Origin of the sequence: Solimonas aquatica (assembly GCF_900111015.1) — a bacterium.
GTDB classification, from domain to species: domain Bacteria; phylum Pseudomonadota; class Gammaproteobacteria; order Nevskiales; family Nevskiaceae; genus Solimonas; species Solimonas aquatica.
Genome location: NZ_FOFS01000002.1, coordinates 313,422 through 336,467, shown reverse-complemented (window position 1 = coordinate 336,467; position 23,046 = coordinate 313,422). Strand labels below are relative to the sequence as shown.

Genomic DNA, 23,046 nt, shown 5'->3' with positions numbered 1-23,046 from the left:
TCAGGCCCTGCCCGGTGCGGCGATGGCGCGCCAGAGCATCTCGAACAGCGCCGGCGCCTGCGCCGTCATCGAGTCCTTCATGCCGCGATGCACGTACATGAACACCACGCGCTGCAGCACCCCCATGATGAAATCGAGCAGATATTTCTCATCCACGGCGTTGTTCAGCACACCGCGCGCGCGGCCCTCGGCCAGCACCTTCATGAACGGCCCGAACAGCGCCGGATTGTCGAACTGCTCCTGCTTGCGCCAGGTGTTCACGTACACCGAGCTCATCTGGATCTGCGCGACCTTGGGGTTCTTCTCGAAGAAATCCAGCACCACCCAGAACACCTTGCGCAGGCGTTCCTTGTAGTCCTCGATGCCCTGCAGATGATCGATCATGCGTGCAGCGAGCTTGCCCAGCCAGGCTTCCAGCGCCGAGAACAGCAAGGCCTCCTTGCTGCCGTAATACTTGTAGAGCGTCTGCAGCGAGACATTGGCGCCGCGCGCCACCTCGATCAGACCCACGCGATGAAATTCGCGCTCGGCGAAGATATCGAGCACGGCCTGCTCGATGCGCTGACGGGTGGCGCTGTCCAGCTGTTCACGGCTGACCACCACGGCTTGGCTGCGGCCCATGTTGTGTAGATCCTCCTCGCCTGAAACGCTGCAGTAATGCAGCTTACTCTTGCGCTGATCAGCGTTGACCCTGAAGCGTCGTCACCGCTACAGTCGCACGCCAGCGGGTGCATCGGCTTGATGGTAAGTGCAGTTACCTCAAGGGCTCAAGCGCAGCCTCGACCCGGCCGCCCCCAGACCTCCTCCAGCCCAACGAGTCTTTCATGAACAACCCTCTGCTGCGCGGCATTCGCGTTCTGGACCTCTCCCGCCTCCTGCCCGGCCCGCACTGCACGGTGCTGCTCGCCCAGCTCGGCGCCGAGATCATCAAGATCGAGGAACCCGCCGGCGGCGACTACACGCGCAGCCTGTCGGCGGAGATGTTCGAGCTGGTCAACCGCGGCAAGCAGTCGCTGACCCTGGACCTGCGCAAGAGCGAGGGCGTGGCGATTCTCAAGCAGCTGGTGGCGCAGGCCGATGTGCTGCTGGAATCCTTCCGGCCCGGCGTGATGCAGCGCCTGGGCTGCGACTATGAATCGCTCAAGGCCATCAATCCGCGCCTGGTCTATGCCTCGCTCACCGGCTACGGCCAGAGCGGTCCGTATCGCGAGCGCGCCGGCCATGACATGAACTACTGCGGTTACGCCGGCGTGCTGGACCAGATCGGCAGCGCCGACAGCGGCCCCACGCTGTCCAACACGCAGATCGCCGATCTGGCGGGCGGTGCGCTGACCTGCGCCGTGGGCATCCTCGCCGGCGTGATCGGCGCGCGCGCCTCGGGGCAGGGCTGCTTCGTGGACAGCGCGATGCTCGACGGCACCCTCGCCCTGCAGGTGGTGGCGCTGAGCACGCTGCGCACGCTGGGCCAGACCCTGCCGCGCGGCGGCGACATGCTCACCGGCGGCCTGGCCAACTACCAGCGCTATCAGTGCGCCGACGGCCTTTGGTTCGCGCTGGGCTCGCTGGAGGCCAAATTCTTCCAGAGCTTCTGTCAGGCCGCCGGACGGCCCGATCTGGCAAAGAAGTCGCTGGCCCCCGGCCCCGCCGCCAAGGCCCTGCACGCCGAACTGGTGGAACTGTTCAAGACCCGCAGCCGCGCCGAGTGGGAACAGCTTTGCGCGCAGGCCGACTGCTGCGGCAACGGCATCTACACGCTGCAGGAAGCACTGAACAACGAGCAGGTGCAGGCCCGCGGCCTGGTGGAAGATCTGCGCGGCAAGCCGGCTGTTGCGGCGCCGCTGAAATTCAGCGGCGCGCAGACGGCGACGCTCAGCCCCGCGCCCAGGCTGGGCGAGCATACGCAGGCCGTGCTGAGCCAGCTCAAGCTCGACGAGGCGCAGCTGCAGGCCCTGCGCGCCGCCAAGGTGTGCTAGAACACCGGCCATCATGAACATCCAGACCACCCTGCCGCAGCTGGAAGCGCTGTTCTCACCCTGGCGTGAAGCGCTGGGAGCCGATTACACGCCCTATCGCAATCATGTCTACCGCATGGTGCATTTCTGCCTCGCGCTGCATCCCTGCAGCGAAGCGCAGCGCGAGCAGGTGCTGGTTGCCGGCTGCTATCACGACATCGGCATCTGGCCGCAGCTGACGCTGGATTACCTGCCGCCCTCCTCGGCGCGCGCGCTCGAACATCTGGCGACTGCCGATGGCGGGAGCCGCGAGGCGGTGCGGCTGATGATCGAGCTGCACCACAAGCTGCGTGCGTATGAGGGTCCGCATCAGGAACTGGTGGAAGCCTTCCGCAAGGCCGATCTGGTGGATCTGTCGTTCGGCGCGCTGCGCTTCGGTTTGCCGCGCGACTATGTCGCGCAGGTGCGCGCACAGTTTCCCAATGCCGGTTTTCACAAGCGCCTGCTGCAGCTCGCCGGCCCCTGGCTGCTGCGTCATCCACTGCGGCCGCTGCCTTTCCTGCGGTGGTGAGGCGGCGGATACGAAACCGCGTTTAAACCGGCTCCCGGCCCGCGCCATCCAAGCGGGGCAAGGTGCGATACGCACCTCTTCACTGCTCTGAACCGGGAGCCGGACATGCAAGACTTCAAACCTCGTCGCTTTCTTCCCCGTGCGCAACTGCTGGGCGCCCTGCTCGGCACCCTGGTTTGCGTCAGCGCCCAGGCCGGCGCGCCACAAACCCTGGCGCAGCTTGCGGACGGCTCCTTCATCGCCAGCAACAGCGGCCAGCGCTATGTACGTCAGAAACAGCTGATGACGCGGCAGTGCCTGCAGCTCGGCATGCGACGCGGGCTCACGCGCGAAACCGATGCGGCACTCGTCAATCGCTGCGATTACCCGGTGATGGTGTCGTACTGCGTCGATACGCCCGCAGCCCTGCGGCATCGCTGCGATGCGATCACCGGTCCGAGCGCGGACAGCCATCTGCTCGCGCCCAATGCCAGTCTGATGATTGGCGCCGGGCTGCCGATCAGCGCCGATTATCCGGTGAACTTCATCGCCTGCCGCAGCACGCCCGGCGCGATCAGCACCCTCACCGGCGCGCATCACGGCGAATGCCTGAGTCCGGACGCGCATCTGGCACAGCTGCCTTAAGCCGGAGAGGCTCGAAGACCAGAGCGTTGCGACTCAGGCGGCGCTCTGCGCAAGGCTCGCGGGGAAGCGCACCCACAGCTGCGGGTATTCGGCGTAATACGGATGGTCGCGCCGCACCTCGCTCCAGGCACGCGCCTCGTGCTCCTCGGCATCGCAGCCGCGGTAGGGACAGCAGTGTCGTTCCGCCACCAGGCGGTACACACCGTTCGGAAACACCCGGCAGCAGCGCGGGCACCAGAGATGATGCGGCCGGGCCTGGAACAGACGCGCACCGGCGCGGCGCGGCGGGCCGCTGATGAGCGTGGATTCAAACGTCTTTTCGAGCTGACTGAAGTTCATCGCGCTTCTCCATCCGCGCCGGGCCTGCGCTGTGGCACAAGGCCGGATCCGGGCCGCATCCGCATCGCGCGGTTCACCACGGCCGGACCGGCGGGCGCAACTCAGGCCACCCGGTTCTGCCAATGCGGCTCGCGCTGCGGCCGCCACTGGTAGCGCTTCCGGGCTTTCACGAAACCGTCCAGGTCGCGCCCCCGATAGGCGGGTGTGGCCAGCGTAAGCGGCGGCGCTGAGCGGTACTGCCTCAGTACCGTCAGCACCGGCAGCGCGGCGATGGCCGTCACCGCAGTGATCGCCAGCAGCATCGTGATCATGAGAGTGTCCTCCCCATCGTTCGTGCATCCTGCGACTGGGATTGGGACGGCGTGACCTGGCCCTTGCGCCGCAAGCTGATCAGCGTCGCGTCCGGCGCGAGCTGGGCCGTCTCGCGATAGACGCCGGGATGCAGGCGCCGCTGCGGATCGTGCATGAAATCGAAGGTGATCAGTGCCTGTTCCTTGCCGCTGCGTTCCGACTGCTGGATTTGTGCAATGCGCTCGTCGACAGCAGCGCTTGATTCTTTGAATGTGGTCATGGTGACACCTCGGAGGGTCCATTGCCGCTGAGGGCGGCAAGCTGGGACACGAGGTCATGGTGGCAGCAAGCCGCCGAGCTGTCGGTGCGACAGCACGCTTAGCACGCAGGCGCACGGCCGGCGCCGCCTCAGTCCTGCAGCACCACCTGCGCCGCATTGCGGCCCGGCGCGCCGCTGACACCGCCGCCGGGATGCGCGCCGGCGCCGCACAGATACAGACCCTTGAGCGGCGTGCGGTAATCGCCCCAGCCCGGCACCGGGCGAAAGCCGAACAGCTGATGCAGGGACATGGCGCCGTGAAAGATATTGCCGCCGGTGAGTGCGAAGCGGCGCTCCAGTTCCAGCGGCGACAGCAGCTGACGATGCAGCACGCTGGCTGCGAAATTGGGCGCGTAGGCGTTCACTGCCTCGATGCAGCGCTGCGCGAAAGGCCCGGCCAGTTCATCCCAGCCGCCCTGCGCCAGCGCATACGGTGCGTACTGCACGAACAGCTGCGCGATGTGATGTCCCGCCGGCGCCAGGGTCTGATCCACCGAGGTCGGCAGCGTCATCTCGATCACCGGCTCGCGTGAAGGCGCGCCGCGTCGCGCATCCTCGTAAGCGCGTTCCAGATACTCCAGCGTGGGGCTGATGTGGATGGTGCCGCGATGCTGCGGCCCCAGCGCGCGGCCCGGCAGGCAGGTGAAATCCGGCAGCTCGGACAAGGCCAGGTTGATCTTCATCACCGCGCTGGAATAGTCGATGCGCTGCACGGCGCTGCGAAACGCCTCCGGCAGCACGCCCGCCTCCAGCAGCTTGAGAAAGGTGATGGCCGGTGTGGCATTGGAGATCACGCAGCCGGCTTCGATGCGCTCGCCGCTCTCCAGCTGCACGCCAACCGCTCTTTCGCCCTGCACCAGCACGCGCGCCACCGGCGCATCGAGCTTGAGCTGCGCGCCCAGACTCTGCGCCGAGCGCCACAGCGCCTGCGTCAGCGCGCCCATGCCGCCTTCGACATAGCCCCAGACGCCGCGCGCGCCGCCGGCGGTGCCCATCACATGATGCAGCAGCACATAGCCGGTGCCGGGCGCCGAGGGCGGTGCCATGGCGCCGATGATGGCATCGGTGGCCAGCGTCACCTTCAAGGCTTCTGATTCAAACCAGCGGTCCAGAATCGGCCGCGCCGGACCGACGATCAGCTCCAGCGCGCTGGGCAGCTCCGCGCCGAGCTTGCGCATGGCGCGATGGAAACGCAGGGCGCGCGCCAGATTGCGCAGCCTGTCGAGCAGGCCGCGATGACGGTAATCCGCCGGCAGGGGCAGCAGCTCCGGCGGAATGTCTTCCAGCGCCGGCTCCAGGGCCTCGGCGATGCGCGTGAGCCAGGCTTCGTAGCGCGGATAGGCCTGGGCGTCGCGTGCGGAGAACTTCGCGATCTCGCGCTGGTTGAGCGCTTCATCCGGCCCCATCAGCAGGCTGCGGCCATCGGGCAGCGGGGTGAACGAGGACGGGTTGCGCGTCAGCACGCGATAGCCGAAGTCCTTGAGCCGCAGCTCGCACGCCACGGCCGGCAGCAGCAGCGAGACCAGATACGAGGCGGTGGAGGCGCGATAGCCCGGCGCGATCTCCTCGCTGACCGCGGCGCCGCCGACGATGCCGCGCCGTTCCAGCAGCAGCACCTTCCGGCCGGCGCGCGCCAGATATGCGGCGCAGACCAGGCCGTTATGGCCGGCACCGACGATGATGGCGTCGTAGCGGCGCATGCGCGCGAAGCCTCAGGGCGCGGCGCCCAGGCCCGGCAGGCTGATGCGCCCCAGCGCACTGTCGGTGAGACTGCCGAAGTAGAGCGTGTCACCGCGCTGCTCGACGCTGGTGATGGGGCCATAAGGCTTGGGCGAGGGTCCTTCGTGCTCCAGGCTCGCCACCACCTTGCCGTCCAGATCCAGGCCCAGCACCCAGCTCTTCAGGCGCGGTCCCGGGCGCAGGAATTCCGGTACGCGGTAGACCATCTTGCGCAGCAGCGGGCGCCCCGCCATCTCGTCCAGGCGCGGATCGCGCGGCACGACCAGGGCCACCCAGAAACGATCACGGCCGTTGAAACTCAGATTGTCCGGAAAGCCCGGCAGCCTGTCGGCGAAGATCTCGCGCGTGCCGGCACGCTCACCCTTGAGCCAGTAGCGCCAGATGCGGTACTCGGCGGTTTCCGCCACCAGCACGTAATCGGCGTTCGGTCCCAGCGCCACACCGTTGGCGAAGTGCAGACCGCGCATCAGCACCTCGGTGCGGCCGGTGCCGGGGTTGTAGCGCAGCAGCCGGCCGGTGTCGCCGTGTTCGAGCAGATCGATCATGTAATCGTGAATGCCGTAACGCGTGGAGGCATCGCTGAAGTAGATGCCCGGATCGGCGTCGGATTGATCGACATCATCGACAAAACCGAAAGCCTGCCCTTCCGCCTCGCGGCTGAGCACCACCACGCGGCCATCGGCATGCACCTGCAGCAGGCCGCGGATGGCATCGGCCACCAGCAGATCCTTGCTGCCCACCGACAGCCCCAGCGGCCGACCACCGGTGTCGGCGAGCTGTTCGGTATTGCCGCCGTCGGCGTCGAAGCGCAGCACGCGGCCATCCTCGAAGCCGGCGTAGAGCCGTCCCTGCGCATCGACCGCGATTCCCTCCGGCCCCACGCCGATCTGCTCCGCCAGGCGGCGGATGCCGGCCAGGCTGCCCGTGGCCCGCAGAGTCTGCGGCGGCTGCGCCTGCCAGACGCGCGGCTCGATGGGCACCGGCCAGACCACGAGATAGGTGGCCGCCACGACGATCAGCAGCAGCACCGTTCCGATGAGCTTGTACATTCCCTTCCCCTGCTTATCTGACCATTGTGCGAAGCGATGCGGCCACTGTCCACGCTGGCGAGGCGCCCCTACAATCCGCAGCTTACGGCCGAAGGCCGCGCCGCCAGGGACTGCGGCGCCACGAACATCATGAACGGGGAGTGGCAATGGCATTGAAAAATCCGGTGGAAATGCTGGTGCAATGGGCAAAGGAAAAGCCCGGCAAGCCCTGGCTGTTCTATTCCGAGAACGGCGGCTGGCGTTCGCTCAGCTACGCGCAGTGCGAGCTGCAGGTGCGCAGCATGGCCACCGCCCTGCGCAAGCTGGGCCTGCCCGCCGGCGCGCGCGTGGCGATCTCCGGGCGCAACACCGCGCACTGGTTTCTGGCCGACCTGGCCATCGCCATGGCCGGCTACATCAGCGTGGGCCTGTATCCCAAGCAGTCCATCGACGCGGTGAAATACATCCTCGGACACAGCGAGACCCAGGCGATCTTCGTCGGCCCGATGCCGGATGCCGAGGAATTCATGGCGGCGATCCCGCCGGGCGTGGCCACCATCGCCATGCCCTACCCGGAAGTGCCGCGCTGCGACCAGCAGTGGGACGATCTGGTGCGCTCCTGTGAACCCTTCGCCGGCTATCAGGCGCCCGACCCGTCCTCGATCTACACCCTGATCTACACCTCCGGCACCACCGGCAATCCCAAGGGCGTGATCATCACCATCGCCAACATGCTGTTCGCCGCCGAGGGCATGCTCAAGTCGATGCCGGCCAAGGGCCAGGAGCGCTTCTTCTCCTACCTGCCGCTGGCGCACGCCTTCGAGCGCGGCGCGGTGGAGCTGGGCTCCATTTACTACGGCGCCGAGGTCTACTTCCTGGAGAACCTCGACAAGCTCGCCGAGCAGCTGGTGCAGGTGGCGCCGACGCGCTTCTTCGGCGTGCCCCTGGTCTACGGCCGCTTCCAGGCCGGCATCCTGCGCAAGCTGCCGCAGAAGAAGCTCGACCGCCTGATCAAGATCCCCGTGATCTCCGGCCTGATCAAGAACAAGCTCAAGAAGGCCGTGGGCCTGCAGAACGCGCGCTACCTGTTCGTGGGCGCCGCGCCCATGCCGATTCCGCTCATGCAGTGGTTCGACAAGCTCGGCATCACCGTGCTGCAGGGCTACGGCATGACCGAGAACAACATCTACGCCACCGCCAATCTGCCCAGCGCCAACCGCTGGGGCTCGGTGGGCCGCGCCCAGCCCGGCGCCGACATGCGCATCGCCGCCGACGGCGAAATCCAGTTCCGCCATCCGGCGGTGACGCCGGGTTACTACAAGGACCCGGAGAAGACCGCCGAGCTGTTCACCGCCGACGGCTGGCTGCGCACCGGCGACAAGGGCCGTGTCGATGAGGATGGTTATCTCTACATCACCGGCCGCGTGAAGGACATCTTCAAGACCCTAAAGGGCAAGTACGTGGCGCCGGCGCCGATCGAAGGCGCACTGTCACGCAACACCGACATCGATCAGCTCTGCTTCGTCGGCACCGGCCTCAAGCAGCCGATCATGGTGGTCACGCTCACGGCCGACGCCTACAAGAAGCCGCGCGAAGAAGTGGGCAAGGGCCTGATTGCCGAAATGGACGCCGTCAACGCCAATCTCGAAGCCCACGAAGAGATTGCCAAGATCGTGGTCGTGAAGGACCCCTGGACCATCGACAACAACATGATGACGCCGACCATGAAGGTCAAGCGCAACGAAGTGGAGAAGCGCTATCTGGCCTTGCTGGAACAGCACGCGCCCAACATCAAAGAAAAGCTGGTTTGGGAGTGAGTGCGGGATTTCAGGACTTGCCAGTGGCAAGTCCTGCCGCACGAACGAGCGGGGCTGGGGCCCCGCTCCAGATACAGGATCGAAAACCCGTATAACACTCACACGCTGCTCAAGGCATGAGCTTTCGAGGACTGCCAGTGGCAGTCCTGCCGCACAAACGGGCGGGGCTGGGGCCCCGCTCCAGCTTAAGCAAACACAATCGTCTTGTTGCCGTTGACGATCACGCGGTCCTCGACATGCCAGCGCACCGCGCGCGCCAGCACCTGGCGTTCCAGGTCGCGGCCCAGGCGGCGCAGGTCGGGCACTTCGTGGCGGTGTGAAACCCGCGCGGTGTCCTGATCGATGATCGGCCCCTGGTCCAGATCGCGGGTCACGTAGTGCGCGGTGGCGCCGATCAGCTTCACGCCGCGGTCATAGGCCTGCTGATAAGGATCGGCGCCGACGAAGGCCGGCAGGAAGCTGTGATGGATGTTGATGATGCGCTGCGGGTAACGCGCCACGAATTCCGCCGAGAGAATCCGCATGTAGCGCGCCAGCACGATGAAGTCGCACTGCCCGTCGAGCAGCGCCAGCATGCGCGCCTCGGATTCGGCATGCGTGGCGGCGTCGATGGCGACATGCTCGTAACGCACGCCGAAGCGTTCCACGGCCTCGCGCAGATCCGGATGGTTGGAAATCACCACGGGAATGTCCACGCGCAGCTCGCCGCGCTGCCAGCGCCACAGCAGCTCCATCAGCGCGTGATCGTGCCTGGAGACCAGCAGCGCCATGCGCGGCTTGTCGGCGGCGTAGCTGATGCGCCAGTTCATCTCGAAGTGGCTGGCCACCGCCTCGCGGAAGGCGCGCTCCAGGGCGGCGCGCGGCACGTCCAGATGCGGGGTCTGGAATTCCAGACGCAGGAAGAAGCGCCCGCCTTCCGGATCGGTGGAGTGCTGATCCAGCTCGGTGATGTTGACGCCGTGGTGGTACAGGAAGGTGGTCACGGCCGCGACGATGCCAGGCTGATCGGGACAGGTGATCAGCAGACGGGCGGTGGTGTCCGGTTCGGTACTCATGGCGCAGCGCTCGAAGCGTGGGGGTGCGCGTTTATACCGGAAGCAGCCGGGCTTGGCGATAGAGCCCCCGGCACCGATCCGCCACGGGACCGCAAAAGAATCACGCCCTGGCAGGAAGGACGCAAGGACGCGAAAGGAAAATCAGAGGGTGTCCAACCGGTCCCCGCGCGGTACCCCAGGCCTTGCGCCTCTACGGCCCCAGCGGCGGCAGGCGCAGCACCTCGGGCGGCGGCTTGCTGTAGTAGGCGATGCGCGCCACGAAGGGCTTGCCGGTTTCCGGACTCGGCACATTGCCCAGGCCTCGGTACTCCAGCAGGCGGCGCTGCTGCGGATCGTAGGTGACTTCCAGCGGATCGACGAAGAAGCGCAGCATGGAATCCGGCTCGACGCGAAAGCGCACGGCCGGCCTGCCCTCGAACTGGGTATCGGCAATGCGTTGCGCGCGGAAATGGTAGCTGTCCAGATTGCCGGCCACCGCCAGCATGAAGCTGTACACCTGGCCGCTCATCAGCGCCGGGAAATGATCGCGCAGGCAGCTGTGAAAACCCGAGTCACCGCAGAGTCCCGGTGCATAGGCCAGACTCTTTTCCTGCAGCCTGGCGCCGCTGCGTTCGCGCTTCTGCATGATGAGCTGCGGGCTCACCGCCGTGATGGCTTCCTCGTAACCGTCGCGCTCGACGCGGAAGCGGTATAGCGGCACGTAGGGATCGCGGCTGAAATCCAGGGTCTTGACGCCGATCAGCTGCGCATCGGGCGTGTAGTAACGGATGCTGCCGCCCAGCCATTGCTCGCCATCGACGCGCTGCTCATGCGCTTCGGTATAGAGATAACGCCCGCTTTTCAGCTCGTAGGCGTAACCGTAGAAGCGTTCGATCTGCGGCGCCGCGCCGGCGCCGGTTGCGAGCAGGACCAGCCACAAGGCCAGTACGCCGCGCATCAGGCACGCGCCCGCGGTGAAAACAGGTAGTGCGCCACGCCCCACTCCTCGCCTTGCGCATAGCCGAACAGCTCGGCCACCGCCAGGTAGAACATGCGCCAGCGCTGCAGCCAGAGGCGCGCCGGCGCCGCGCCGCCGTAGGCCTGTTCGAACAGCGGCAGGATCTGCGCGCGCGCGGCGTCCAGATTCTCCAGCCAGTGATTGGCGGTCTTTTCGTAGTGCCGGCCGTTGACCCACCACTGCCGCTCCAGCTTCAGATCATCCTGGAAGTGCGCGAACAGATGCTCGCTGGGCATGGTGCCGCCGGTGAAGAAATACTGGCTCATCCAGTCGCTGCGCCCCTGCACCTCGAAGTGATAGGCCAGCAGCTTATGCGCAAACACGTGCACGAACACGCGCGCATCGGGCTTGAGCCAGCCCGCCACCTTGGCGAACAGCTGGCCGTAATTCTTCATGTGCTCGAACATCTCGATCGACAGCACGCGATCAAAGCCGCCCGCCAGCTGCGTCTCCGGCATCTGGAACTGCACGATGTTGCCGGTGAGGATGGTGAGATTGGACAGGCCCCGCTGGCGCGCCTGCGCCTCGATGAATTCACGCTGGCCATGCGAGTTGGACAGGCCCACCACGCGCGCACGCGGATAGCGCTGCGCCAGATACAGGGACAGCGAGCCCCAGCCGCAGCCCAGGTCCAGGATGCTCTGACCATCGGCCAGCCCGGCGCGCTCGGTGTAGAGCTGCAGCATGGCCGCCTCGGCCTGCGCCAGGCTTTCATCGCCTTGCGGATACAGACAGCAGGAATACTTCAGGTGCGGTCCGAGATGGCGGTGGAAGAACTCGGCCGGCACCTCGTAATGCTGCGCATTGGCCGCCTGCGTTTCGATGGCGATGGGGCTGGCGCGCAGCTCGTCGAGAAACTGCGCGAAACGCTGCGCACGGCGCTCGCCCTGCTGCGCGGCCTCGTCCACCAGACGCTGGCCAATGAGCTTGCGCATGCCCAGACGGGTAAGCGCATCGGGAATCAGGCCACGCTCGCAAAGCTCGATCAGATCCATCACGTCCTCAGGACTTCGGAAACCAGGGAATCAGCGCCGGGGTTCGGCGCAGGTACTCGGCATAGTCGGGCTTGCGGCGCAGCATCTCGGCTTCCAGCAAGGGCACGCCGGAGAGTTTCAGCAGCAGCCAGGCCATGATCAGTGGCGCCGCCAGACCCGCCCAGCCATAGGGCGCGCCCAGCGCCAGCGGCAGATACGCGCACCAGTGCAGGCATTCAAAGAAATAATTAGGATGCCGCGAGCAGCGCCACAGGCCTTGCGCGCAGACCCGGTTCTTGTTGGCGGGGTTGGCGCGAAAGGCTTCCATCTGCCGATCGGCGAGCCGCTCGCCGAGCACGGCGATCAGCCAGAGGCTCAAGGCCAGCGCGAACTGCCAGGGTGCGGGCAGCGTGTCGCGATAAGCCAGGGGCAGATAGGCCGAGGCCGCCAGCATCAGGGTGAACAGGTTCTGGAACTGGAAGAACCAGAACATCTTGAAGTCGGCGGCTGCGCCCCACTGCGCGCGAAACTGCGCATAGCGCCAGTCCTCGGGCCTGCCATGATTGCGCCGCCACAGATGCGTGCCCAGGCGCAGGCCCCAGAGCCCGCCCATCAGCGCCAGCGTCCAGCGCAAGGCATCGGGCGCATCGCCGCAGAGTGCATACAGCGCTGCCAGACCGCCCAGGGTCCAGGCCCAGATCGCATCCACGGTGCCAGCGTTACGCGTGCGCTTCTGCAGCAGCCACGCACCGGTCTTGGCGGCGACGGCGAGCGCGGCGCTCAGGGCAAAAGCAGTGAGGGGTGAGACGTGCATACTGCCAATACGGCGCGGCTTGGGGACTGGATGCAAGCGTCCCGGAAGTTTGCAGGGGCCGCGCCAGGTCCATCGTCCAGGGGTGCTTCAGGCGCGTGAGTGGCATGGCCCGCTAGCCTGGGCTTTGTTGTTTTTTGCTGGGTTTGGTTTCCTGATCTGGCCTTGGTTTCGTGCGCCCTTCGGCGCCCGAGGTACTTCTCTTTGCTCGTGCAAAGAGAAGTACCCAAGAGAAAACACGCCCTACGCCTCGCATCCGCCGCCGCTGTCGCGGCGGCGGAAGCCTGCGCTGCTCGCGTGCTCGGGGCCGTTGCAGACGCGCCATCCCTGGCGCGGCTGCAACTGAGCCGAACTTCCTGTTCGGCTCTCCCACTGCGCTCGCTGCGCTGCTCGGTGCGAGGCAAAGGGGGGTAGGTCACAAGCCACGGCAACAGCAAAGCAGAGCTTCGCGCGCGAAGCTGCTGTGGCTTTTGACTTTGGGGTCCCCGTCTCTGGCGCTGAGCTGTGCGGCGAGCGCAGGGGAGAGCTGCCCAGGAAGGGCAGCTCAGTTGCAGCCACGCCATGGATGGCGTGTCTGCAACGGCCCCGAGCACGTTGCACAGCTCAGGGACCCGCGCAGCGGGCGCCGGAGCCGGGGTGTGCTTTCTCTTGGTTACTTCTCTTTGCACAAGCAAAGAGAAGTGACTCCACCGCCGAAGGGCGGTGGAATAAGGCAATAGATCAAGCAAAAAACTAGCAACAACAGCAAAGCTTGGCGGGTTACGGCGCTATCGCGCCTAACCCGCCCTACGATGGATTCAGTGGGCGCTCGCGCTCATCCGCGAAAAAGGCTGGCCAGCTGCTGCGCACTCTCCGACATCACCTGTGGCCAGGGCAGGCCCACGATCTCGCGGCCGGTGAGCGCGTCGCAGAACGGCAGACATTCACCGTCGCCAATCACGTAGCGGTAGTCCATCGTCACTTCGCTGCCGGCCGGCAACTCGGAGAGCGCAAAGATGAAACCCAGATGCCAGAGCGCATTGGGGCTGTAGGAGTGATTCACATAACACTCGTCACTCCACTCCGGCGTGAGCGAGAACCAGCGCTCGAACCAGCGCACGCTGGATTCCACCTCGATGCTGTCCGGCGGCAACTGGCGCAGCCGATCCTCGTGCCAGACGGTGTGCACGGCGTCGGGCGCGATCAGCACCGCGCCGCGCGTTACCGCTTCTTCGAGAAACAGGCCCTTGCCAGCGCCGGGAATGCTGGAGGTATCGATGCGGTAGCGCGGCAGAATCATGGGCGTGCTTGTATCGTCCGGACCCGAAATGGCGCGGTCCTGTTCAGGATGAACCTAATGCCGCGTCTGGTTCGACGGCTGCATCTGCGCCGAGAGCAGCAGAGCATTCACGTCCTCGCCGGTGAACAGATACTGCCGCCCGCAGAACTCGCAGGTGACATCGAACTGCCCATGTTCCTGCAGGTGATCCTGCAGCTCGGCCTCGCCCAGGGACAGCAGCATGGTGGCGATGCCCTCGCGCGAGCAGCGGCAGGCCAGCTGCACCGGCACGGCGTCGAACACGCGCAGGGCTTCCGCATGGAACAGGCGATGCAGGATGGTCAGCCCCGGCGTCGCCGCCAGCTCGGGCTCGGCCAGGGTGTTGAACAGGGCCTGCAGATGTTCCCAGTTCTGCTCGCTGCTGTTCTTCTCGCCCAGCGGCAGACGCTGCAGCATCAGGCCACGGATCTGCGTGCCGTCATAGGCCAGACGCAGCAGCGTGGGCAGCTGCTCGGACTGATTGAAGTAATGCTCCAGGGCCGCGGCCAGGCTCGCGCCTTCGATGGCCACCAGCGCCTGATAGTTCTGGCCGCTGCCTTCCGGCTCCAGCAGCAGTCCCAGCTGTCCGCCCTGCAGCAGGCTCTGGAAATCACCGGCGGCGTTCTCGCGGCACTTGGCCATGCCGCGCACGCGCAGGCTCTGGCCGTGCAGGCCGCCTTCGATCTGCGTCACCAGCATCTGCAACGCGCCCTGCGCATGCTGGAACTGCAGGCTGATGCGGCCTTCCAGCTTGGTGTGCGCGGCCAGCAGCGGCATGGCGGCCAGCGCCTGCGCCAGCACCCGCTGCACATCGGCCGGATACGGCCGCGAGCCGAGCATGTGCTCGATGCCCTGATCGAACTCGATCAGCGCGCCACGCGCGCCCAGTTCCGGAAACAGGAACTCGGTGAGTCGGTTGCTCATGACTTGCATTTATGGGCCCCACAGTCCTCGGTCAAGACCAGGCCGGCCAGCGCTGGCTGGCCCCGGCCCGTCGGCCTGCAGGCCGACGGGCGTTCGCCGGCTCGCGGCTGACGCCGCTCGAAAGCCCGGCTCACCCCGCAAGCTTCTCTTTGAGCAGACGGTTGAGCGCGTCCGGATTGGCCTTGCCCTGCGTGGCCTTCATCGCCTGACCGACGAAGAAGCCGAACAGCTTGTCCTTGCCGCCGCGATAGTCGGCGACCTGCTGCGGGTTCTTCGCCATCACGTCCTCGATGGCCTTGACGATGGCCGACTCGTCGGTGATCTGCACCAGGCCCTTGGCCTTGATGATGGTGTCGGCATCGCCTTCGCCGGCGAGCATGGCCTCGAACACTTCCTTGGCGATCTTGCCGGAGATGGTCTTGTCGGCGATGCGCGCGATCAGTCCGGCAAGCCTGGCGGCGCTGATCGGCGAGGCGCTGATGTCCTTGCCCAGCTTGTTGAGCGCACCGAGCAGATCGGTGATCACCCAGTTGGCGCAGGTCTTGGCATCGCCGTTGGACGTCGCCACCACCGCCTCGTAGTACTCGGCCAGGGCCTGCTCGCCGGTCAGCACGCCGGCATCGTAGGCCGGCAGGCCGTACTGCGCGATGAAGCGCTCCTTCTTGGCCTGCGGCAGCTCGGGCATGGTGGCGCGGATGCGCTCGATGTCCGCAGTCGTCACCACCACCGGCAGCAGGTCCGGATCGGGGAAGTAGCGGTAGTCGTTGGCGTCTTCCTTGGAGCGCATGGAGCGCGTCTCGCCGGAATCCGGGTTGAACAGGCGCGTCTCCTGCACCACCTTGCCGCCGGATTCGATCACGTCGATCTGGCGCTCGATCTCGAACTCGATGGCCTTTTCCACGTAGCGGAAGCTGTTGACGTTCTTGGTTTCGGTGCGGGTGCCGAACTTGGTTTCACCGCGACGGCGCACGGAGACGTTGGCATCGCAGCGGAAGGAGCCTTCCTGCATGTTGCCGTCGCAGACGCCCAGGTACACCACCAGCTGATGCAGCTTCTTCAGATACGCCACGGCCTCGGCCGCCGAGCGGATGTCCGGCTCGGAGACGATCTCGATCAGCGGCGTGCCGGCACGGTTCAGATCGATGCCGGTCTGCTTGCTGTAACCCTCGTGCAGGGACTTGCCGGCGTCCTCTTCCAGATGCGCGCGGGTGATGCCGATGCGCTTCACGCCGCCATCGATCTCGATGTCGAGATGGCCGTGATGCACGATGGGCAGTTCGTACTGCGAAATCTGGTAGCCCTTGGGCAGATCCGGGTAGAAGTAATGCTTGCGCGCGAACACACAGCGCTGCGCGATCTGCGCGTCCACCGCCAGACCGAACTTCACCGCGTATTCCAGCGCGGTCTTGTTCAGCACCGGCAGCACGCCGGGCAGGCCCAGGGTCACCGCGTCGGCCTGCGTGTTGGGCGCAGCACCGTAGGCGGTGGCGGCGCCGGAGAAAATCTTGGTCTGGGTCAGCAGCTGGCAATGCACTTCCAGGCCGATCACCACTTCCCAGGTCTTGCTGTCGTAGCTCATATCGTCGTGCCCGAAAAATTACACAAACGCCTTGGGCATCTGCTTGTGAAAATCCGTGACCTGCTGGTACTGGTGTGCGGCATTGAGCAGGCGCGCTTCGGAGAAGTAATTGCCCATCAGCTGCAGACCCACCGGCAGACCGTCCACGAAACCGCAGCTCAGGGACATCGCCGGAATGCCGGCAAGGTTGGCGGCGATGGTGTAGATGTCATTCAAGTACATGGCCACCGGATCGTCGGACTTCTCGCCGAGCTTGAATGCCACGTCGGTGGCGGTGGGGCCCAGCACCAGATCGACCTCGGCGAAGGCGCGCTTGAAGTCTTCGTAGATCAGCTTGCGCAGCTTCTGCGCCTGCAGGTAATAGGCATCGTAGTAGCCGTGGCTCAGCACATAGGTGCCGATCATGATGCGGCGCTGCACTTCCGCACCAAAACCCTCGCCGCGCGAGCGCTTGTACAGCTCTTCCAGGTTCTTCACGTCCTGCGCGCGATGGCCGTAGCGCACGCCGTCGAAGCGCGCGAGATTGGAGCTGGCCTCGGCCGGCGCCACCACGTAGTAGGTGGGCACGGACAGCGGCGAATTGGGCAGGGAGATTTCCTTGACCTCGGCGCCGAGCTTCTTGAACACCTCGATGGCCTCGGCCACGCGCTGCTGCACGCCGGCCGACATGCCCTTGGCGAAGTATTCCGTGGGCAGACCGATCTTCAGCCCCTTGATCGAGCCGTTCAGGCCCGCGAGCAGATCATCCACCGGACGTTCGATGCTGGTGGAATCGCGCGGATCGAAGCCGCTCATGGCCTGCAGCACGTAGGCCGCATCCTCGGCCGAGCGTGCCACCACGCCGGCCTGATCCAGGCTGGAGGCAAAGGCGATCATGCCGTAGCGCGAGACGCGGCCGTAGGTGGGCTTGATGCCGGTGAGATTGGTCAGGGCCGCGGGCTGGCGGATCGAGCCGCCGGTGTCGCTGGCCGTGGCCGCCGGGGCCAGGCCCGCCGCCACCGCCGCCACCGAACCGCCCGAGGAGCCGCCGGGCACGCGCGTGACGTCCCAGGGATTGGCGGTGGGACCGTACCAGCTGGTTTCCGTGGACGAGCCCATGGCGAACTCGTCCATGTTGCACTTGCCCAGCATCACCATGCCGGCCTCGTCGTGCAGCTTGCTGACGATGGTGGCGTCGTAGGGCGCAATGAAACTGTCCAGCATCTTCGAAGCGCAGGAGGTGCGCACGCCGGTGGTGCAGAAGATGTCCTTCTGCGCCAGCGGGATGCCGGTCAGCGCCCCGCCCTGCCCCTGCGCCAGACGCGCATCGGCGGCGTCGGCCTGCGCCAGCGCCTGCTCGGCGGTGACGGTGATGTAGCTGTTGAGCTGCTTGTCGAAGCTTTCAATGCGCTTCAGGTAGTGCGCGGTCAGCTCGCGCGAAGAGAATTTCTTCGCCTTGAGCCCGGCGGAAAGTTCAGCAATGGATTGCGTATGCATTTGTCTGAAATCGTGATGGGCGACCGGCGACCCGGTGATCCGTGCGAGCTTTACCCCGCACGAATCACGGATCACCCGTCACGGTGTTACTCAATGACCTTGGGCACCAGATACAGACCGTTGTCCACTTCCGGGGCAATGGCCTGGAACTGCTCGCGCTGATCGGGTTCGCTGACCACGTCGCTGCGCAGGCGCTGGTGCATGTCCAGGGGGTGGGCCATGGGCTCCACACCGGCGGTGTCGACGCTGGACAGCTGATCGACCAGCGTCATGATGTCGGAAAGCTGCTGCGAGTAGTGCGCCACCTGCTCGGGCTTGAGTTCGAGGCGGGCAAGATGCGCTACCTGGCGGATGGTATCGGGAGTCAGGCTCATGGGGGCTTGCAGCGTGATGAAAAGGGCTTGGCGTCAGGCTCCGGCGGGTTCCGGCTGGACCCTGTACGGCGCGGAAAATAGTTTATGATGCGCGCTCGTTTAAGCGCGTGAAGCCGCATTCTACTGGAAGATGGCCACGCACTGGGCCGCCACCCGCGGCTTTTCCAGCCCTCAAGACCTCAAATCCCAGCACAGGCCAAAAAAGCGATGTTCGACGCCGTTCGCCGTCTTTTTGTCAACGATCTTTCCATCGACCTGGGCACGGCCAACACCCTGGTCTATGTGCGCGACGAAGGCATCGTGCTCAACGAGCCCTCGGTGGTCGCCATCCGCATGGATGCGCGCGGCGCCAAGAAGGTCGAGGCCGTGGGCATCGAGGCCAAGCAGATGCTGGGCCGCACTCCCACCAACATCACCACCGTGCGCCCGTTGCGCGACGGCGTGATCGCCGACTACACCGTCACGGAGAAGATGCTGCAGCACTTCATCCGCAAGGTGCAGAAGGGCCGCATGAGCCGGCCCATGACCCGCGTGGTGGTCTGCGTACCCTACGGCTCCACGCAGGTGGAGCGCCGCGCGATCCGCGAATCCGTGGAAAACGCCGGCGCGCGCAAGGTCTGGGTGATTGAAGAACCCATCGCCGCCGCCCTGGGCGCCGGCATTCCCATCGGCGAGGCGCGCGGCTCGATGGTGGTCGACATCGGCGGCGGCACCTCCGAAGTGGCGGTGATCTCGCTCAACGGCATCGTCTACGCCGAGAGCGTGCGCATCGGTGGCGACAAGTTCGACGAGTCCATCGTCTCCTACGTACGCCGCCAGTACAACATGCTGATCGGCGAGGCCACCGCCGAGCGCATCAAGATCCAGATCGGCACCGCCTTCCCGGGCCACGAGGTGCAGGAGATCGACGTGGTGGGCCGCCATCTGGCCGCCGGCGTGCCGCGCAACTTCACCATGAACTCCAACGAGATCCTCGACGCCCTGCAGGAGCCTTTGAGCGGCATCGTCAAGGCCGTGAAGCAGGCCCTGGAACGCACCCCGCCGGAACTGGGTTCGGACGTCGCCGAGCGTGGCATCGTGCTGACCGGCGGCGGCGCACTGCTGCGCGACCTGGACAAGCTGATCTCCGAGGAGACCGGCCTGCCGGTGATCATCGCCGACGACCCGCTGACCTGCGTGGCGCGCGGCGGCGGCATGGTGCTGGACATGCTGGACCGGCAGTCGGATTTCTACAGCCTGGACTGATTCACATGGGTTTGTGCAAGAGCCCGCTGCCAGCGGGCTTTTGTCGTTGGCAACATTGCCGCAAGCGCGCCTGCCTTCTATGCTTGCGCGCATCATTACAAAGGCGATTCGCAGCGGGGCTTTGCCTCCGCTGCCAGCCTGATTCTTCCGCACACTGGCCGACGGCGCGCAATTGACCTCGCTGCACGACTCTTACCACCGTCCGCTGTTCCCACGCGGGCCGGGCTTCGGTCTGAAGACACTGCTGATGCTGGCGCTCGCCCTGAGCCTGTTGTTCTACGACGTGCGCGGCCAGCGTCTGCAGGGCCTGCGTCACTGGGGCGCCGCCGCACTCACACCGGTGGTCTGGGCGGCGGAACTGCCGCCACGGCTCTGGCACAGCCTGGGCGGCATCGACAGCAAGAGCAGCCTGGAGCGCGACAACCAGAACCTCAGGCAGCAGCAGTTCGTGCTGCAGGCACAGCTGCAACGCCTGCAGGGCCTGGAGGCCGAGAACCGCCGTCTGCGTGAGCTGCTGGCCTCCACGGCGCAGCTGCCCGAGGCGGTGCTGGTGGCGGAGATCGTCAACGTCAGCCAGGACCCTTACCGCCATCAGATCATGCTCAACCGCGGCAGCAGCGACGGCGTGTATCGCGGCCAGGCGGTGGTGGATGCCTACGGCGTGATGGGCCAGATCGTGGAAGTGGCCGCACACAGCGCCAAGGCCCTGCTGGTCACCGATCCCGACCACGGCGTGCCCATCGAGATCAACCGCACCGGCCTGCAGACCATCGCCCTGGGCCTGGGCGACGAACGCGGCCTGCGCCTGCCCTTTCTGCCCAGCAATGCCGACATCAAGGCCGGCGATCTGCTGGTGTCCTCATCCCTGGGCGGGCGCTTCCCGGCGGGTTATCCGGTGGGCACGGTCTACGAGGTCAAGCCGGTGGCCGGTGAACACTTCATGGAGGCCTACGCCTACCCGGCGGCCAAGCTCAACCAGGGCCGTCAGGCCTTGCTGGTCTGGAACCGCAACGGCGCGCCCGCCAGCGAGGAACCCGCCGCCGAGCCCGCTGCCAGCGTCCCCGCCAAGCCGGCGCCCGCGCCTGCCACCAAGCCCCTGCCCGCCGCCGCCCCGGCCGCCAAACCCGCAGGCCGCCCGTGAGCCGCCCCAGCACCCGCGCCACCTGGACCGCCTATCTGCTGAGCCTGCTGCTCGGCCTGGTGCTGCAGATCGTGCAGCTGCCGGAGAGCCTGGCGGCGGCGCGCCCGCTGCTGCCGGCCATGCTGCTGGCCTACTGGGCGCTGCGTGAGCCGCAGCTGCCCATGCTGCTGCCCGCCTTCCTGATCGGCCTGCTGATGGATGTGCTGCTCGGCACGCCCATGGGCCAGCACGCCATCGGCCTGCTGGTGCTGATCTATCTGGTGGTGAGCCTGCGCAGCTTCTTCATCGTCTTTCCGCTCTGGCAGGCGACGCTGGCCCTGATTCCGGCCTGGGTGATCTACTGCTTCCTGATGTACTGGATCGACGGCGCAACCCACCACACCGCCGACCGCTGGCTGCGCTGGCTGCCGGCGCTGTCCACTTCCCTGTCCTGGCCGCTGCTGTGGAGCGTGATGGAGCTGATCCGCCAGCCGGGCGAAGAGGAATAGGCCTGTGGCCCGACGCCGGCGGCGCATCTCGCTGCGCAATGTTTCCGCGGAACGCAACTCCTTCCTGCGCCGCATCGGTCTGGCGGTGGCGTTCTGCGTGCTGGCGGCGCTGCTGCTGGTGGGCCGTCTGGTGCAGCTGCAGATCATCGACACCCAGCAGTACTCCACGCGCGCCGACGAAAACCGCATGCGCGTGGTGCCGGTGGCGCCGGTGCGCGGCCTGATCTACGACCGCAAGGGCGTGCTGCTGGCGCAGAACCAGCCGGCCTTCATGCTGGAGGTGACGCCCGAGCAGGTCGGCAACATGGACGAGCTGCTCAGCCATCTCACCGAGGTGGTGGGCCTCACCGAAACCGACATCGCGCGCTTCAAGGATCATGTCCGCAAGAGCCCGCGCTATCGCGGCGTGACCCTGCGCTCCAACCTGAGCATGGAGGAAGTGGCGCGCTACGAGATCGACCGCTACCGCTTCCCCGGCGTGGACATCAACGCCGGCCTCACCCGCAATTACCCGCTGGGCGCTTCGGCCGCGCATCTGATCGGCTACGTGGGCGGCATCAGCGAGGACGAGCTGCGCGCCGCGCCGGAGAACCAGTACCTGGGCCTGACCCAGATCGGCAAGAACGGCGTCGAGAAGAGCCAGGAAGACCTGCTGCGCGGCGAGCCCGGCGCCAAGATCATCGAGGCCAATGCCTACGGCCGGCCGCTGCGCGAACTCGATTACCGTCCCGGCTATCCGGGCCGCAATCTGTATCTGTCCATCGACGCGCAGGTGCAGCAGGTGGCGGAAAAGGCCATGGGCAACTTCAAGGGCGCGGTGGTGGCCCTGGACCCGCGCAATGGCGAGCTGCTGGCCCTGGTCAGCCAGCCCAGTTTCGATCCGCAGCTGTTCGTGGGCGGCATCGACAGCGCCACCTATCAGCAGCTGATGGGCGATCCGGCGCGACCGCTGTTCAACCGCGCGCTGCAGGGCCTCTATCCGCCGGGCTCGACGGTGAAACCGACCATGGCGCTGGTGGGCCTGGAATACGGCGTGGTCACGCCCGAACACACCGAATACTGCCACGGCGAGATGAGCCTGCCGGGTTCGGCGCGCAAGTACCGCTGCTGGAAGCGCAGCGGTCACGGCCCGGTGGACATGGCCGACGCGGTGATGCGCTCCTGCGACATCTACTTCTACAATCTGGCGATGAATCTGGGCATCGACCGCATGCATGAGGCGATGACCGCCTTCGGCCTGGGCCATCGCACCGAGATCGATCTGCCGCTGGAAAAGGCCGGCCTGTATCCCTCGCGCGAATGGAAGCTGCGCATGCGCAAGGAAAACTGGTATCCGGGCGAAACGCTCAATACCGGCATCGGCCAGGGCTACATCCAGTCCACGCCCATGCAGCTGGCGCAGATGGTGGCGCGCATCGCCATGCGCGGCGCCGGATTCAAGCCGCATGTGGTGCACGCCACCGAAGACCCCATCACCCGCAAGATCGAGCCGGTGCTGCCGCAGGCGCTGAGCAAGATCGACCTCAAGGACAACGGCAGCTGGGACACGGTGATTTCCGCCATGGAGGCCGTGGCCCAGCAGCAGGGCGGCACCGCCTACGCCGTGGGCCACAACGCGCCGTATCGCATCGCCGCCAAGACCGGCAGCGCGCAGGTGGTGGGCCTGCGTCAGGACGAGATCAAGGCACCCACGCAGGAATCGCTGCCCGAGCATCTGCGCGACCACGCGCTGTTCATCGCCTTCGCCCCCGCCGAGGATCCGAAGATCGCGGTGGCGGTGATGGCCGAGCACGGCGGCCATGGCGCCAGCGCCGCCGGTCCGATCGCGCGGCAGATCATGGATCAGTACCTGCTGGGCTATGTGCTCTACGGCAACGAGAGTGCACAGCAGCCGAGCAGCAGCGTGACGCCGGCGCTGGTGCCGGCGCAGCAACAGCCGCCGGGCGGAATCGGCGAAAACCTGCCCCCCGAGGACGACGAAGATGATCGCTGAAGCGCTGGCCG

23 protein-coding genes are annotated in these 23,046 nt (G+C 66.2%); 8 read left to right on the top strand and 15 right to left on the bottom strand.

Features of this window, described 5'->3' with window-relative positions; all coding sequences use genetic code 11:
* Positions 1-621, bottom strand: a complete 621-nt coding sequence (locus BMY12_RS04105) for a TetR/AcrR family transcriptional regulator (RefSeq protein WP_177188829.1) — start codon at positions 619-621, stop codon at positions 1-3.
* A gap of 203 nt (positions 622-824) precedes the next feature.
* Between BMY12_RS04105 and BMY12_RS04100 the strand changes: the two genes are divergently transcribed.
* The 3 genes from BMY12_RS04100 to BMY12_RS04090 all read left to right on the top strand — a co-directional run bounded on the left by BMY12_RS04100 (position 825) and on the right by BMY12_RS04090 (position 3,147).
* Positions 825-1,973 carry a CaiB/BaiF CoA transferase family protein gene (locus BMY12_RS04100; protein ID WP_093282395.1) on the top strand — a complete coding sequence of 383 codons (1,149 nt, stop codon included), beginning with the start codon at positions 825-827 and terminating at the stop codon, positions 1,971-1,973.
* Between the two features lie 13 nt (positions 1,974-1,986).
* The gene (locus BMY12_RS04095; RefSeq protein WP_093282392.1) at positions 1,987-2,523 is read left to right on the top strand and encodes a hypothetical protein; all 537 of its coding nucleotides are present in this window, start codon (positions 1,987-1,989) and stop codon (positions 2,521-2,523) included.
* Between the two features lie 105 nt (positions 2,524-2,628).
* A complete protein-coding gene (locus tag BMY12_RS04090) occupies positions 2,629-3,147 on the top strand; it encodes a hypothetical protein (RefSeq protein ID WP_093282390.1) in 519 nt (172 codons plus the stop codon).
* Between the two features lie 33 nt (positions 3,148-3,180).
* Here the strand turns inward: BMY12_RS04090 and BMY12_RS04085 are convergent, their stop codons facing one another.
* The 5 genes from BMY12_RS04085 to BMY12_RS04065 form a co-directional block, all read right to left on the bottom strand.
* Entirely contained in the window at positions 3,181-3,486 is a 306-nt protein-coding gene (locus tag BMY12_RS04085) for a hypothetical protein (protein WP_093282387.1), read from the bottom strand.
* A 101-nt stretch (positions 3,487-3,587) separates the two neighbouring features.
* Entirely contained in the window at positions 3,588-3,797 is a 210-nt protein-coding gene (locus tag BMY12_RS04080; protein WP_093282385.1) for a hypothetical protein, read from the bottom strand.
* Complete coding sequence (locus BMY12_RS04075; RefSeq protein ID WP_093282382.1) at positions 3,794-4,057, bottom strand: hypothetical protein; 264 nt, start codon at positions 4,055-4,057, stop codon at positions 3,794-3,796. The genes BMY12_RS04080 and BMY12_RS04075 overlap by 4 nt, the downstream gene beginning before the upstream one ends.
* A gap of 128 nt (positions 4,058-4,185) precedes the next feature.
* On the bottom strand, positions 4,186-5,796 hold the full coding sequence (locus tag BMY12_RS04070) for a phytoene desaturase family protein (protein WP_093282379.1): 1,611 nt from the start codon (positions 5,794-5,796) through the stop codon (positions 4,186-4,188).
* A 12-nt stretch (positions 5,797-5,808) separates the two neighbouring features.
* Entirely contained in the window at positions 5,809-6,885 is a 1,077-nt protein-coding gene (locus BMY12_RS04065) for an SMP-30/gluconolactonase/LRE family protein (RefSeq protein WP_093282377.1), read from the bottom strand.
* A gap of 146 nt (positions 6,886-7,031) precedes the next feature.
* Here BMY12_RS04065 and BMY12_RS04060 point away from each other — a divergent pair, with 146 nt between their 5' ends.
* Positions 7,032-8,681, top strand: coding sequence for an AMP-binding protein (locus BMY12_RS04060; RefSeq protein ID WP_093282374.1), 1,650 nt, complete (start codon positions 7,032-7,034; stop codon positions 8,679-8,681).
* A gap of 185 nt (positions 8,682-8,866) precedes the next feature.
* On the opposite strand, the gene purU is transcribed toward BMY12_RS04060, so the two are convergent.
* The 9 genes from purU to gatC all read right to left on the bottom strand — a co-directional run bounded on the left by purU (position 8,867) and on the right by gatC (position 18,168).
* The gene (purU, locus tag BMY12_RS04055; RefSeq protein WP_093282372.1) at positions 8,867-9,736 is read right to left on the bottom strand and encodes a formyltetrahydrofolate deformylase; all 870 of its coding nucleotides are present in this window, start codon (positions 9,734-9,736) and stop codon (positions 8,867-8,869) included.
* 190 nt (positions 9,737-9,926) lie between these two features.
* The gene (locus BMY12_RS04050; RefSeq protein WP_093282369.1) at positions 9,927-10,673 is read right to left on the bottom strand and encodes a hypothetical protein; all 747 of its coding nucleotides are present in this window, start codon (positions 10,671-10,673) and stop codon (positions 9,927-9,929) included.
* Positions 10,673-11,728, bottom strand: coding sequence for an SAM-dependent methyltransferase (locus BMY12_RS04045; protein ID WP_093282367.1), 1,056 nt, complete (start codon positions 11,726-11,728; stop codon positions 10,673-10,675). The genes BMY12_RS04050 and BMY12_RS04045 overlap by 1 nt, the downstream gene beginning before the upstream one ends.
* 7 nt (positions 11,729-11,735) lie before the next feature.
* Positions 11,736-12,521, bottom strand: a complete 786-nt coding sequence (locus tag BMY12_RS04040; RefSeq protein WP_093282364.1) for a DUF1295 domain-containing protein — start codon at positions 12,519-12,521, stop codon at positions 11,736-11,738.
* An 811-nt stretch (positions 12,522-13,332) separates the two neighbouring features.
* Positions 13,333-13,797, bottom strand: a complete 465-nt coding sequence (locus tag BMY12_RS04035; RefSeq protein ID WP_093282362.1) for an SET domain-containing protein-lysine N-methyltransferase — start codon at positions 13,795-13,797, stop codon at positions 13,333-13,335.
* A 54-nt stretch (positions 13,798-13,851) separates the two neighbouring features.
* Positions 13,852-14,739, bottom strand: coding sequence for an Hsp33 family molecular chaperone HslO (gene hslO, locus BMY12_RS04030; protein WP_177188828.1), 888 nt, complete (start codon positions 14,737-14,739; stop codon positions 13,852-13,854).
* Between the two features lie 130 nt (positions 14,740-14,869).
* Complete coding sequence (gene gatB, locus BMY12_RS04025) at positions 14,870-16,318, bottom strand: Asp-tRNA(Asn)/Glu-tRNA(Gln) amidotransferase subunit GatB (protein ID WP_093282356.1); 1,449 nt, start codon at positions 16,316-16,318, stop codon at positions 14,870-14,872.
* Positions 16,319-16,336: 18 nt separating this feature from the next.
* Positions 16,337-17,794: an Asp-tRNA(Asn)/Glu-tRNA(Gln) amidotransferase subunit GatA gene (gene gatA / locus BMY12_RS04020; RefSeq protein ID WP_093282354.1), complete on the bottom strand. Its 1,458-nt coding sequence runs from the start codon at positions 17,792-17,794 to the stop codon at positions 16,337-16,339.
* Between the two features lie 86 nt (positions 17,795-17,880).
* Complete coding sequence (gatC, locus tag BMY12_RS04015) at positions 17,881-18,168, bottom strand: Asp-tRNA(Asn)/Glu-tRNA(Gln) amidotransferase subunit GatC (protein WP_093282351.1); 288 nt, start codon at positions 18,166-18,168, stop codon at positions 17,881-17,883.
* A gap of 207 nt (positions 18,169-18,375) precedes the next feature.
* Between gatC and BMY12_RS04010 the strand changes: the two genes are divergently transcribed.
* The 4 genes from BMY12_RS04010 (at position 18,376) to mrdA (ending at position 23,035) form a co-directional block, all read left to right on the top strand.
* Positions 18,376-19,413 carry a rod shape-determining protein gene (locus tag BMY12_RS04010; RefSeq protein WP_093282348.1) on the top strand — a complete coding sequence of 346 codons (1,038 nt, stop codon included), beginning with the start codon at positions 18,376-18,378 and terminating at the stop codon, positions 19,411-19,413.
* Positions 19,414-19,585: 172 nt separating this feature from the next.
* On the top strand, positions 19,586-20,554 hold the full coding sequence (mreC, locus tag BMY12_RS04005) for a rod shape-determining protein MreC (RefSeq protein ID WP_093282346.1): 969 nt from the start codon (positions 19,586-19,588) through the stop codon (positions 20,552-20,554).
* Positions 20,551-21,042 (top strand): rod shape-determining protein MreD, encoded by a 492-nt coding sequence (gene mreD, locus BMY12_RS04000; RefSeq protein ID WP_093282343.1) that lies wholly within the window; start codon positions 20,551-20,553, stop codon positions 21,040-21,042. Before mreC ends, mreD begins: the two co-directional genes overlap by 4 nt.
* A gap of 4 nt (positions 21,043-21,046) precedes the next feature.
* Complete coding sequence (gene mrdA / locus BMY12_RS03995) at positions 21,047-23,035, top strand: penicillin-binding protein 2 (protein WP_093282340.1); 1,989 nt, start codon at positions 21,047-21,049, stop codon at positions 23,033-23,035.
* Positions 23,036-23,046: the final 11 nt, after the last annotated feature.